Consider the following 11,786-nt stretch of genomic DNA (forward strand, 5'->3'; position numbering starts at 1 on the left):
GAATGCCGCGCTCCCTCGCGCTCCACGCCGCTGCGCGCACGCGGATGAGCACGCGCTCGTTCGCGAGCGCGTACGGCGAAAACGACGACCGATGGCGGATCGACGAGCGCCGCGGCCTTTTCCTCGTCGCGGACGCCTCGGGCCCGACGTACGGCGGTTATTACGCGCCCTTCGGCGTGGATCCCGGCCTGGCGGCCCTCGCCGAGGCGCTCGATGGCGATGGCGGCGAGGACCGGCTCCGCGCAGCGCTGTGGGCGGCGAATTCCACGATGCGGGCCATGGAGGACCGACAGGAAGAGGTACGAAAGGCCGTTCTCCAAAGGAACGGCGAGGACCGGCTGCATGCCTCCCTCGAAGCCGCGGATGCAGTGCGGGATCGCCAGCGTTGGCCCCATCGCGTCTTTTCGCACCACGCCACCTCGTGCACCGCACTGCATGCGTGGGGAGAAAACCGCATGAGCGTCGCGCAGGTAGGAGTTTGTCGGGTGTACCGGATCCGAGGCCGAACGATCGAGCAGCTGCTCCGCGACCACAACTTGCGGACCGCCCTGGAGGAGCAAGGATACCCGACGGACCTGCTCCCCGAAACCAAACAGATATCCACGCGAATGCTCGGACACCTCCAGGGGCCCGAGCAGATCGACCCCCGGACCGTCGAGGTCGAGCCCGGGGATTGCTTCGTGCTGTGCACCGATGGCCTCTGGTCCTCCCTCGCCGAGGAGCGAATCCGGGACATCGTCGTCGAGACAACCCCTTCCCCCGCCGATGTGGCCGAGGCCCTGCTCCGAGCTGTTCAGGGACCGGACGCCGACGACACCACCGTCGTCGTGATCGTCGCTCGTTAGCCCTTCGCTTTAGCCTCTGCGCCTCCGTCGCGAAAGCCCCCAGGCGAGCGCGCCGAATGCATAGAGCCCGAGCCCCGGCGCGGCCCCATCCCCGAGACGGCACCCACAACCGCCCTCGTCCCCGGCCGCGCCGCTGCCATTGCCGCCGGCGCCATTACCATCCCCGCCGCCTCCGCCCGTGCCGCTCGACGAGGCCCCGGAGCCGCCGTCGGGCAATCCGCCGTCCGGCAGCGGTCCCACACCTCCGCGCTCGAACGCGCCGAGATCGGGCGCCGCGCCGACCACGAATCGATCGTTGATGCCCTCGATCACCACGCCGACGTCGACGAGCCCGCTCCCCGCCACCGGCGTGAAATCGCCGCCCTCCGCGTCCTCGTACTTGGGCTCGACCTCAAACCCGTGGCTCTCGATCGTGCCCGAGGCCGCGAGCTCCGCGATGCTCGTATACTTCACGTCGAGCCATTTCACGAATCGCGGCGTCCCGTCGAGGATGTCCGTGAACAGATTGTCCCAGTCGAGATCCACGGGCCCGCTCGGCGTGATGCTGCTCTCGATGACGTAACGATGCGACGCCCAGATGTTGTTCCGCGTGATCAGATTCGCGAACGGAATCGTCGGGGCGATCGCCTGCGCTTCCGTGAGCTCCGCGGCCGGGCGGCTCGTCGTGTGATAAACGAGCATGAAGCCCTGCGAGCCATTGTTCACCTTGAGCGCGTGCTCCTTGAAGCCGTCGATCACGTTGCGCACCACGAACAGCGGGCCGACCTCGATCGGCGCGAGCGACACGCCGTTCAGCACCCCGCGCATGTGGTTGTTCCAGAGCCGCACGTTCACGCAGGCCCCTTCGGGCTCGAGTCCGTCGTCGCCGTGCTCGACGAGCAGGTTCTCGTATACGTCCGTATCCGGGGCGACCGTCTCCGAGGAATCGTCGAAACTGCCGATGTATACCCCATTGAACGTGCCGGTGAGCTGGTTTCGCCGGACGACGTTGCCTGCGCCGCCGGTGATGCTGATGGCGCTCGCCTCGGGGGTATGCGCCTTGACGGAGCTCCAGGGCCACGACCAGATGCTCGTGTCGCGGACGACGTTGTCCTCGATGACGTTCTCCGCCGCGAGCGGCCTGCGCACGCGAACGCCGGCATTCATGTGGTGAATATGGTTTTTCCGGACCCACGCGCGCGCCGTGTCGCGCACGTCGATGCCCGCCCCCTCGGCGTCGGCGCCGAGATGCCGGATCTCAAAGCCCTCGACGACGACGTCGGTGACGGTGTCGAGGAGAATGCCGACGTTGCGGATGGCCACGTGAATCGCATGCCCGGCAGGCGATCCGCCGTCCGGGAGTTTCAAGTAAATCTTGCCCGCGGCGGCGTCGACGTAAAACCCGCCGGCGAGGCCCGCGGCGGCGGACTCCAGATCCGCGAGGGAGCTGTAATCGTAGAGGCGCACGTCATCCACGGCGACGTACTGCGAGGTCCCGGAGAAAGGCGCCGCGTAGATCCCATTGCCTTCCGATTGGAAAACCGAACCGTCCTCGAGCGCCGGATCGGAGCCGTCGATGATCGCGCCCGGCTCCGCGACGAACCACACGGGGTTTCCCGCAGCGCCGCCGTGATTCCCCTCGACCGTCACGGTCTCTCGATAAACCCCGGCCGCGACGTGCACGACCGTCCCCGGGCCCGCCGCGGCCGCCGCGGCGCCGATGCTCTTGAACGGCGCGCCTTGGGATCCGTCGTTTCCATCCGAGCCATTCTTCGCGTCCACGTAAAGGTGCTTGCTGCCTTGCGGCGGGGGCGCATCGTCACGCGTGCGAATCGTGCCTGCGACCTCCTGCGGCGCGCCGTTGTCGGGATCGTCGAGCGTGACGCGCACCTCGTATTCCGTCGCGGGCTCCAGGAAGAGGGCGCTGCCGCGGCGCCCGCCGGACGTGCGGAGGAGCGAATGGCCGGGGGTGAAGCTCGCGTCGCCGGCTTTGCGGAACGCGAGCTTCACGGTGGCGTCCCCGTCGTCGTCCCCCGAGACCGCGGCCGTGACGCCTACGGCGTGAATCGTGGGCCGGAGCGAGAGGGTGCCGAGGGTCGACGTGTCCGCGGCGCGGGCGGAGCCGGCACCGGCGACGACGAGCAAGAAGAGGGAAGAGACGAAAAGCGGGCGTGGAGCGTGTCGAAGCATGGGCCGAGATCCTACGCGCAACCGGGACGGAGCGAGAAGCGAAAAGCGAATTTTCACTCCGTTCCGGGCGCATCGCAAAAATGCGGGATTTCCCGCATTGCGACTTATACCGCGGCCGTGTATGAGCGTTAGACCGACGGAAAAGGAGACCGCGTCATGACGAATGCAATGCCCGCGATGAACATGCCGATGCCCATGATGTCCTCGTCGATGCCCATGATGGGCTCGCCCATGCAGGGTATGCCCATGATGAACATGATGCCCGGTATGTCCGGAATGCCCATGCCCGGCATGATGCCCGGCATGATGGGCATGATGCCCGGCATGGGCATGATGCCCGGCATGATGGGCATGGGCATGATGCCCGGCATGATGAACATGATGCCCATGATGGGCATGATGCCCGGCATGATGGGCATGGGCATGATGCCGATGATGTGTCGTATGACCTATGAAATGACGAAGGACGGAATGACCTGCAAATTGACGCCCGGCGAGGGCATCTCCATGGACATGATGAAGGAGCGCGGCGAGGCCATGGCCCGCATGATGTCCGCCGGCATTCCGTTGATGATGATGTGCGGCGGGATGCCGATGATGATGTGTATGCCCAGCACGGCGAAGTAGCCCGCGCGGCGGGCCACTTCCCCATTCACATCGCAGGCCAGACGGGCACCCAGAACCAGACGGGCACCCAGACGAGCACGACCGGCGACGCCTCCGCCTTCCGGCGCTGCTCGTCTGCGCGCTTCCTTCGCATCTCGTCGAGATCGATCACACGAGCGTTGCGCTGGTTCATCGGACGACCCTCCAACAAAGCGTGGTGTCGTCTAACATAACGGATGCCGTCCGTTCGATCAAGCCTCCCCGAACATCTCTCGCACGGAAGCCGAGCTCACCCGAGACCGAGCTGCTTCTCCAGGGCCTCCACGGCGTTCTTCGCGTCGAGGAGCGAGGATTTTCGCGCTTCCCGGTAGAGCCGGATCGCCTCGATCTTGTTGCCGGCGCGCAGCGCCTCGACGACCCCGGCCGGCATGCCGCCGGGTCCGCTCGCCTGCGCCCCGCCGCCGGGCGCGCCGGGCCAAGCGAGGACGGCGCGGCAATAAAAACAGGTGGCGCTGCCTGCTTGCGCAGGCGCCCCGCAGTTCGGGCAATGAACGGTGGAGACCATGGCGAAAGCCTACCCGATTCGCGCTCAGGGCACGAGGCCAAGCACGTCCCACCGCACACGCCGCGCGGGGCCGCCGGAGCCGTCTCCCTTCACGCTTTCGAGCACGGTTTGTCCACCCGCATTCAGCACCTCGAGCGAAAAAGGCGCGAGCGCGACCTTTCGATCGCACACCGCCAAATCTTCGGGCGCCCTCGCGCGTCTCAGGCGGGTTCTGGAGTCGCCATGAGAGATCTCGCGTTTCGTACGTCAATACCCCTCCTCCTCGTCGCCGCCGTCCTCTTCGTCCTCGGCTGCGGGCCGGCCGCGTCGCCCTCGGGCGCGCGGGATCCGAACGCGGTCCGCGTGGAGGCGCTGCTCGGCTCGCCCATGCTCCTCGCGAACGGGGACAGCACGGTCTACGCCGTCCTCCGGCTCTCGACCGCGCCGCGCCCCGCGCGCGAGCGTGGACCCGTGAACGTCGCGCTCGCGATCGATACCTCGGGCTCGATGGAGGGCGAGGGAATCGTGGCCGCGCGGCGCGCGAGCCTGCAGGTGATCGACTCGCTCAAGGACGGCGACCGGCTCGCGGTCGTCGTGTTTCATTCGAAGGCCGAGGTCCTCATCCCGTCGACCGAACTCGACGACGAGGTCCGACAAGAAGCGCGTCAACGTATCACGGCCATGGAGGCGCGCGGCACGACTGAAATGGCGGGCGGGCTCCAGACGGCGCTCGACGAGGTGCTCGCGAATTACAATCCGAATGGCGTGAACCGCGTCGTGCTCCTCGGCGACGGCATCCCGAACCAGGCGGCGAGCCTCGAATACAACGCGAAGAGGGCCGCCGAACGCGGCGTCGCGGTCACGACGCTCGGACTCGGGCTCGATTACGACGAGACGCTCATGGGCAAGCTCGCGAGCCTCTCCGGCGGACGGTACCGCTACATCGAGAGCGCGGACAAACTCGCCGGGTTCTTCCGGGAGGAGCTCGATCGCCTCGACACGGTGTACGGCCGGAAGGCCTCGGTCACGTTGACGCCCGGCCCCGGCGTGCGGATCGACGCGATCGTTGGAGGTGAAATGGTCTCGCCGGGCAGCGCCGCCGCCTACTTGCCGCTCGGCGACATCGTGCGCGGGGACAGCCGCGACGTCGTGGTTCGAATGACGGTGACACCGCGCAAAGCGGGCGTGCCGATCGAGCTGCTCGACGCGGTGCTCACGTTCGACGACGCGCTCGAACAGGCCGGCCGCCTCGAAAGGCGCCTCTACCTCGGCGCGCGGACCACGCTCGACGAGGGCGAGGTCGCGAAGGCGAAAAACCCCGCGGTCGAGCTCTCGGCCGCGCTCGCCGAGGCATCCGCGACGACGCTCCAGGCACTCGAGCTCGGCAAGCAGGGCGCTTACGTGCGCGCCCGCGGGATGCTCGAACAAGGCGCTGCGACGGCCCTCGCGCAATCGAAGCGCACGCCGAGCGCCGAGCTCGAAAAGCTCGCGGCGAACATGACCTCGGTGGCCAAGGACATGCCGGAAGCCGATCGCCCGGTCCCGAAGGCCTCTTCCGGGGAGTACAGCTTCGAATTCTCGGACGACGCCATGTCCGCGCCCATGCCCATGCCCTCGGAAGCTCCGTCCGTCGTTCGCAAACGCAAAGAGGTCCACCAGAAGGCCGTCGACGCCCTTTATTGAGGGAAAGATCCGCGCTAGCATGCGCGGCCATGGCCATCGAGCTCGACGGTTTCCAGCGACAATCCTTCACCCACGACGGCGCCGAGAAGGACGTCTACCGTCGCGGCAGCGGGCCCGGCGTCGTCATCATGACCGAGATGCCCGGCATCACGCCTTCGGTCATTCGTTTCGCCGAGCGCGTCGCGACCGAGGGGTACACGGTCTTCCTGCCGCAGCTCTTCGGAACGCCGGGAAAACCGCTCTCGATGCCCTACGCCCTCTCCGAGCTCGCGCGCGCCTGCATCTCGCGCGAGTTCGCCGTGCTCGCGGCGAACGAATCAAGCCCCCTCGTCGATTGGCTGCGCGCGCTCTGCCGCCACGTGCACGCGGAGCTCGGGGGCAAGGGCGTTGGCGCGATCGGAATGTGCATCACGGGCAATTTCGCGCTCTCGCTCATGGTCGACCGCACGGTTGCGGCGCCGGTGCTGAGCCAGCCGTCGCTCCCGTTCGGCCTCGGCACGGCGCGCCGCGCGGGCATGCACATCTCGGAGCGTGATCTCGCCGCGGTGAAGGAGCGATGCGCGTCCGGCGCGCAGGTGCTCGCGATGCGATTCACGCACGACGCTCTTTGCCCGGGCGAGCGCTTCGTGTCTCTGCGCAAAGAGCTCGGCCCCGCGGTCGAGACCATCGAAATCGACTCGGGCCCGGGCAACCGCTGGGGCATCCCGCGGCGCGCGCATTCGGTCGTGACGAACGACCTCGTCGACGAGGCGGGTCACCCCACGCGACAGGCGCTCGACCGCGTGCTCGCATTCTTTAGCGAGCGCCTGCGCGGGTAAAACCTCAACGCGCCGTTCGACGCCGCAAGAGCCGCAGCGCGACGGCGCCGATCGCCGCGACGAACCCAGCGCCCATGGGCCCTGGCTCGCCGCTGGTTTCGCCCACGCGGCACCCCGCACAACCCCCCTTCGGCGGCTCGGCCGGCGGCCCGGACGTACCCGCGCCCGTCGCCCCGGGCGTCGTCGAATCCGCAGGCGGCGGGGTCGTATTCGTCGTATCCGTGGCGGGCGCCGCTGCATACATCGCCGGCGCGGGGACGAGCGGGCCACTGTCGATCCGCGTCTCACTCTCGTCGCGCTGAACCAGCGCGGCGAGCTCGATCCCGCCGCGTTTCGCGAACGCGAGCTTTTGCGCGGCCTCCGTGCCCTTGCTCGCCACGCCGCTGGGCGGCCCACCCCAGATTCCGCGCCGCGGATTCGGGCACGTGACGGCTCCGGTCCACGCGTGCCGGATCGCATACCGCCCCTGGAAGTTGTTGATGCCGCTCTGCACCGCGCCCGTCTCGAGCTTTTTCCCGTCGGTCAAAAACTCGCGTCCGCCGACGATCGGCGGCGCGGCCCGGAACACGAGATCCTCCCCGAGCCCCTCCTTGCCATACCGCAGGTGAAGGCGCGTCAGGACAAACCCGCTCCCTCCACGCCAGCGCGGCATCGGCCTCGGCATGGGCGGCGCGGGCGCGGGCCCGATCCCTGGCGGCGCGGGGGCCGGCCCCGCGACCTGCTGTGCGTCGCCGATCACGTCCGCGCCGAGCGTCGCGAGGTCCGAGCCGTCGAGCGTGGGCCCGGGGCAAGGGTCACATGACCCCGCGTCCCACGCGTATTCGGTGATCGCGGCATTCGGCTGCCTCGCGAGCGTGCGATCGAAGAGCGCCGCGTAAAACGCGCCGAAATCGTTCCGAACCTTGTCCTTCACGTCGAGGTTCGTCGGAATGGCGACGTTCGGATAGTTCGCCGTCTCGTACCGCTGCCCGCGCGCGAGAATGTGCACGATGAGGTCTTGCGTGCCCGCGGAGTTCACGAGCCCGAGCCGCACCGGCAGCGCGAACGTCTCGCTGTCATAATGGAACCGGAGCGGCGAAAGCATGGCCTGTCCGTTTTCGAAGCGCACCTTCTTCGTGTCGACCTTGGCCACGAAGAATTTGCTTCCGCCCTGCACGTACGGGCGAAGCAGGGGCTCGGCGCCCGCGGGAATCTTGTATTTCTCCTGGCGGAGCCACGTATCGAGCCCGAGTGAGTCGCGCGCGCTCAGGATGACGACCTCATATTCGCCCACGGTGAACTGGGCCTCGATCGTCACGCCGAGATCGGCCGCGCTCTCCCGCGCGGGCCCCGACCGCATGACCCTCGCGCCGCCCGGCGCGGCCATCGGCATTGGCGGCGGCAGCGGCGCGCAAGGGTCCTGCTCCCAGTACTCGACGAGCCGCGGCGCCGCGAGTTTGTCGACCTTGTCGAACACCGCCATGGGCAAGGTCTTGACGTTCTCTTTTTGCAGGACCACGGGCACCGGGACGACCATCGCGAAGTTCTCCGGCGGCCCTTGGTAGTTGTTCTGCATCGAGAGCACGGTCCGCGTGCCCTCGCGCATCAGCACGACCATCGTGGCGTTGTTGAAGAGCTTCGTGGAATCCGCGCCTGCAACATAGAAGCCGCAAAAAGCGTCAGCGGAGGACGCGGTCGTGATCGCGGCGAGAGCAAGGGGAGCAGCGAGGCCGAGGGCGCGCAGGCGGGACAGCATGAAAAGGATGTTCCCACGGACGTTTTCCGCGGCGCAAGGAAGATCGCGGCAAGGTGGACATCACGACGCGATTCCGGTAGCTCTGGACGTCACGACCTCCGGGAGGGAAAACCATGCGCGCCGTCCTGCCCAGCGCTTTCCTCGCACTCGCCGCCTTCGCTCTGCCAGCGCCCGCCGATGCGTTCTGTGGGTTCTACGTGAGCGGGGCGGATTCGAAATTGTACAATAACGCGACCTTGGTCGTCCTCATGCGCGACGGCACGCGGACCGTGCTCTCGATGCAGAACAATTACCAGGGCCCGCCCGACGATTTCGCGATGGTCGTCCCGGTGCCGGTCGTCCTCGCCAAGGAGAACGTGAAAACCCTGCCCGCCGAGGTCTTCGGCCGGGTCGATCGCCTCGCCGCGCCGCGGCTCGTCGAATACTGGGAGCAGGATCCTTGCTTCAAGGAGCCGGTCCGCGCGGTGGAATCCGTGATTCAGTACGCGTCGAAGCCCACGGAGGACGAGGGCTCCGCCGAGGAAGAGGCGGAGCGGCACGGTGTCAAGATCGAGGCGCGTTTCAACGTCGGCGAATACAACGTCCTCATCCTGAGCGCCCGGGACTCGCTCGGGCTCGACACGTTCCTGCGCGGCCAGCGATACAAGATTCCCGCGGGCGCCGAGCCCTACCTCCGCCCGTACGTGACCGCCGGGAGCAAGTTTTTCGTGGCCAAGGTCGACGCGAAGAAAATCCGCTTCGAGAACGGGCAGGCCATGCTCTCGCCGCTCCGATTCCATTACGACGGCGAGAGCTTCAACCTGCCCGTGCGCCTCGGCCTCATCAACTCGGCCGGCACGCAGGACCTCATCGTCCATGTCCTCGCCCGCTCGCGTTACGAGGTCGCGAATTACGAAAACTACGCCATTCCCACGAACATCCGCGTCAAGGAGCCCGTGAAGCAGAGCTTCGGCTCGTTTTACGCGACGCTCTTCGACAAGGTGCTCGAAAAACACCCGCGGGCCGTGATGACGGAGTATGCCTGGGACGCGGGCTCCTGCGATCCCTGCCCCGAACCGCCGCTCGGGGTCACCGACCTCGCGAGCCTCGGCGCCGATGTCCTGCCCGCCTACGAGGGGAAGAGCGAAGCCCCGCCCGAGCTGGCGAACGCCTTCACGTTGACGCGCCTTCACGTCCGGTACGACAAGAATGCGCTCGGCGAAGATCTGGTTTTTCGCGCCGCACCGCCGATCCGCGGCGGCAACGGGGTCCCCGATCCCGAGGGCAGGATGGAGCCGGGCGCGATGTCGAGTGGCAACAATAGCTTCCAGGGCCGTTACGTCATTCTCCACCCGTGGGAAGGGCCCATCGAATGCAAGGAGCCCCGGCGCGGAATCTGGGGCGGGCCGGTCAAACAGATTGCCGGCGCGGGCACGACCCAGGTCGCCACGAATACTGCGTTCGCCCCGCGCGACGTCGAGCTCGCGTCGTTCCTCGATTCTTCGGCCGGCGTGCTCGAATCCCAGGAAGCCAAGCTCCCGAGTGGTCCCGTCACGGAAACGCCTTTGCCGACGTTGCCCTCGAAGGGCGGCTGCGCGAGCTGCACGACGGCGAGCTCGCGGGATGGGCTCGAAGCGGTGCTCGGAGCCGTCGCGGCTGCGGTGGCGATCGTGCTGCGGCGCGGCTCCACGCGCGCGAAGCGCGGCGCGGTCTGATCACCCTACCTGGATGGCGGGGCGCTTCTGGAGCGCCGCGCGCAGCTCGGCGACGAACGCCGCGTCGCCGACGTCCTTCGGCACCGCCCCATAGGCACCGAGGAATTGCGCCATCCGGACAAGCACGTTCGCTTCCATGTTGCTGCAAAGCAGGACGCGCACCTCGCCGAGGCCGTTCGAGTCGCGGATCATGCGAATCACGATCGAGCCATCGAGCTTCGGCATGTTCACGTCGAGCAGCACGAGGTCGCAACGCATGTCGCGTATGGCCTGAAGGACGCCCAAAGGCCCGTGGTGAAATCGGGCCTCGAAGCCCATATCCGCGAGCCTCTGCACGGCGCTCTCCCCGAACCGCGGGTCGTCATCGATGACGAGGATCCGCGTACGTCTCGCGCGAACGCCCGGAAAACCGTTCGGCGTGAGGCTGCGTGATTGTCGTTTGGTGTCATTCATGGGATCCGGGGCGCTCATGCTCCGGACCGGGTTGTAGTCCGGCAGAGGCGGGCCCACCATGAGACCAAGGTCCCAAGGTCCGTGCGTCAACACACACACGCACGGCGAGCCCGATGACGTCAGGCCGCGATGCCCTCCAGGATGACGACGGAATCCGCGGTCGGAATCACGCGGGCGAGCTTCAAACCGGCGGCACGAAAGAGCGCTTCGAATTCGGCCTCGGTGCGCTCGCGGCCGGGCACGACCGTCAGCATGCAGAGATCGAGCGCTTTGGTCGGGTGATCCGTATTTCCCGGGGGCATGAGCGCGTCGACGACGAGCACGCGCGCTCCCGCGGCCATCGCGCGCCTGCAATGCTTCAGGATAGCCACGCACGTATCGTCCGCCCAGTCGTGCAGGATCCGCTTGAGCACGTAAATATCCGCACCCTCCGGCACGGACGTGAAGAGGTCGCCGGCGATGCGGTCGACACGCTCGTCGAGCCCCGCCGCCGCGAGACGCCCCGGCTGCCCAACGACCTCGGGACGATCGTAAAGCACGCCGCGAACCGAGGGGTATATCCGCAGCACCTCGACGAGCAGCCCGCCGAGGCCCCCGCCCACGTCCACCACCCTCGACGCGGCGCCGAAATCATAGGCCTCGGCGACCGCCCGGTTGTCCGCATCCGAGACGCTCGCCATCGCCTTGTCGAAGACCTCGCCGAGCGGCGGATGCTGGCTCAGATATTCAAAAAACGCGACGCCGTGGCGATACTCGAACGCGCACTGACCCGTCTTCACGGTATGAGGGAGATGCAGCGCGGCCTCCATTGTGGGCGGGAGCGTGCCGAGCTGCACCATGCCTTGCATGGAAAACGGGCCGCCGGTGCGAAGATGCTGGGCGGCCGGCGTGAGGTGGAATCGCCGCTCGGCATCCTCGGCGAAAATGCCCTTCGACGCGAGCACGCGGAGGACGCGGTAAAGCGACAAGGGATGGGCACTCGCCTCGCTCGCAAGCTCCTCCGCGGTCTTTGGCCCGGTCGCGAGCCGGTCGGCGATTCCGAGCTGCATGACGGCATTGAGAGCGCCGGCATAAAAGCAACCCCAGGCGAGGTCCATGATGACCCCGACGTGCGAGTGCGTGGGTTCCATACATCAAGCGTATCAAGCGAGCGGCATGCGAGCAAGCTGGCGCACGAAAGCCCGCTTCGAGGAGCCCTCATTTCCATCTTGTATTCATTCCGCGGACGACGGACCGCCG

The 11,786-nt window shown here is 67.4% G+C and carries 12 protein-coding genes; 5 read left to right on the forward strand and 7 right to left on the reverse strand.

Going from position 1 to position 11,786, the window contains the following annotated elements; all coding sequences use genetic code 11:
* The first annotated feature begins 2 nt into the window (after window positions 1–2).
* Window positions 3–845, forward strand: a complete 843-nt coding sequence (locus KEG57_RS14520; RefSeq protein ID WP_272420380.1) for a PP2C family protein-serine/threonine phosphatase — start codon at window positions 3–5, stop codon at window positions 843–845.
* 9 nt (window positions 846–854) lie between these two features.
* Here the strand turns inward: KEG57_RS14520 and KEG57_RS14525 are convergent, their stop codons facing one another.
* The gene (locus KEG57_RS14525) at window positions 855–3,014 is read right to left on the reverse strand and encodes a right-handed parallel beta-helix repeat-containing protein (RefSeq protein ID WP_272420381.1); all 2,160 of its coding nucleotides are present in this window, start codon (window positions 3,012–3,014) and stop codon (window positions 855–857) included.
* 246 nt (window positions 3,015–3,260) lie between these two features.
* On the opposite strand from KEG57_RS14525, the gene KEG57_RS14530 reads away from it, so the two are divergent.
* A complete protein-coding gene (locus tag KEG57_RS14530; protein WP_272420382.1) occupies window positions 3,261–3,641 on the forward strand; it encodes a hypothetical protein in 381 nt (126 codons plus the stop codon).
* A gap of 25 nt (window positions 3,642–3,666) precedes the next feature.
* Here the strand turns inward: KEG57_RS14530 and KEG57_RS14535 are convergent, their stop codons facing one another.
* The 3 genes from KEG57_RS14535 to KEG57_RS14545 form a co-directional block, all read right to left on the reverse strand.
* Window positions 3,667–3,813, reverse strand: coding sequence for a hypothetical protein (locus KEG57_RS14535; RefSeq protein ID WP_272420383.1), 147 nt, complete (start codon window positions 3,811–3,813; stop codon window positions 3,667–3,669).
* Window positions 3,814–3,909: 96 nt separating this feature from the next.
* Complete coding sequence (locus KEG57_RS14540; RefSeq protein ID WP_272420384.1) at window positions 3,910–4,185, reverse strand: zinc ribbon domain-containing protein; 276 nt, start codon at window positions 4,183–4,185, stop codon at window positions 3,910–3,912.
* 24 nt (window positions 4,186–4,209) lie between these two features.
* On the reverse strand, window positions 4,210–4,356 hold the full coding sequence (locus KEG57_RS14545; RefSeq protein WP_272420385.1) for a hypothetical protein: 147 nt from the start codon (window positions 4,354–4,356) through the stop codon (window positions 4,210–4,212).
* Between the two features lie 51 nt (window positions 4,357–4,407).
* On the opposite strand from KEG57_RS14545, the gene KEG57_RS14550 reads away from it, so the two are divergent.
* Both KEG57_RS14550 and KEG57_RS14555 read left to right on the forward strand, forming a co-directional pair.
* Window positions 4,408–5,847 (forward strand): vWA domain-containing protein, encoded by a 1,440-nt coding sequence (locus KEG57_RS14550; RefSeq protein WP_272420386.1) that lies wholly within the window; start codon window positions 4,408–4,410, stop codon window positions 5,845–5,847.
* A 29-nt stretch (window positions 5,848–5,876) separates the two neighbouring features.
* On the forward strand, window positions 5,877–6,665 hold the full coding sequence (locus tag KEG57_RS14555) for a dienelactone hydrolase family protein (protein WP_272420387.1): 789 nt from the start codon (window positions 5,877–5,879) through the stop codon (window positions 6,663–6,665).
* A gap of 4 nt (window positions 6,666–6,669) precedes the next feature.
* Here KEG57_RS14555 and KEG57_RS14560 read toward each other — a convergent pair whose 3' ends face one another.
* Window positions 6,670–8,400, reverse strand: a complete 1,731-nt coding sequence (locus KEG57_RS14560) for a DUF2330 domain-containing protein (protein WP_272420388.1) — start codon at window positions 8,398–8,400, stop codon at window positions 6,670–6,672.
* Window positions 8,401–8,513: 113 nt separating this feature from the next.
* Here KEG57_RS14560 and KEG57_RS14565 point away from each other — a divergent pair, with 113 nt between their 5' ends.
* A complete protein-coding gene (locus KEG57_RS14565) occupies window positions 8,514–10,094 on the forward strand; it encodes a DUF2330 domain-containing protein (RefSeq protein ID WP_272420389.1) in 1,581 nt (526 codons plus the stop codon).
* Here the strand turns inward: KEG57_RS14565 and KEG57_RS14570 are convergent, their stop codons facing one another.
* Both KEG57_RS14570 and KEG57_RS14575 read right to left on the reverse strand, forming a co-directional pair.
* Window positions 10,095–10,607 carry a response regulator gene (locus tag KEG57_RS14570; protein WP_272420390.1) on the reverse strand — a complete coding sequence of 171 codons (513 nt, stop codon included), beginning with the start codon at window positions 10,605–10,607 and terminating at the stop codon, window positions 10,095–10,097. It lies immediately after the preceding gene.
* Between the two features lie 59 nt (window positions 10,608–10,666).
* Entirely contained in the window at window positions 10,667–11,677 is a 1,011-nt protein-coding gene (locus KEG57_RS14575; protein ID WP_272420391.1) for a methyltransferase, read from the reverse strand.
* Window positions 11,678–11,786: the final 109 nt, after the last annotated feature.

It is taken from the genome of Polyangium jinanense (assembly GCF_028435365.1).

Bases quoted from the DNA above. Each gene is read 5' to 3' on its own strand.
- KEG57_RS14520 (WP_272420380.1), top strand. From the start codon at position 3: ATGCCGCGCTCCCTCGCGCTCCACGCCGCTGCGCGCACGCGGATGAGC.
- KEG57_RS14525 (WP_272420381.1), bottom strand. From the start codon at position 3,014: ATGCTTCGACACGCTCCACGCCCGCTTTTCGTCTCTTCCCTCTTCTTG.
- KEG57_RS14530 (WP_272420382.1), top strand. From the start codon at position 3,261: ATGATGAACATGATGCCCGGTATGTCCGGAATGCCCATGCCCGGCATG.
- KEG57_RS14535 (WP_272420383.1), bottom strand. From the start codon at position 3,813: ATGAACCAGCGCAACGCTCGTGTGATCGATCTCGACGAGATGCGAAGG.
- KEG57_RS14540 (WP_272420384.1), bottom strand. From the start codon at position 4,185: ATGGTCTCCACCGTTCATTGCCCGAACTGCGGGGCGCCTGCGCAAGCA.
- KEG57_RS14550 (WP_272420386.1), top strand. From the start codon at position 4,408: ATGAGAGATCTCGCGTTTCGTACGTCAATACCCCTCCTCCTCGTCGCC.
- KEG57_RS14555 (WP_272420387.1), top strand. From the start codon at position 5,877: ATGGCCATCGAGCTCGACGGTTTCCAGCGACAATCCTTCACCCACGAC.
- KEG57_RS14560 (WP_272420388.1), bottom strand. From the start codon at position 8,400: ATGCTGTCCCGCCTGCGCGCCCTCGGCCTCGCTGCTCCCCTTGCTCTC.
- KEG57_RS14565 (WP_272420389.1), top strand. From the start codon at position 8,514: ATGCGCGCCGTCCTGCCCAGCGCTTTCCTCGCACTCGCCGCCTTCGCT.
- KEG57_RS14570 (WP_272420390.1), bottom strand. From the start codon at position 10,607: ATGGTGGGCCCGCCTCTGCCGGACTACAACCCGGTCCGGAGCATGAGC.
- KEG57_RS14575 (WP_272420391.1), bottom strand. From the start codon at position 11,677: ATGGAACCCACGCACTCGCACGTCGGGGTCATCATGGACCTCGCCTGG.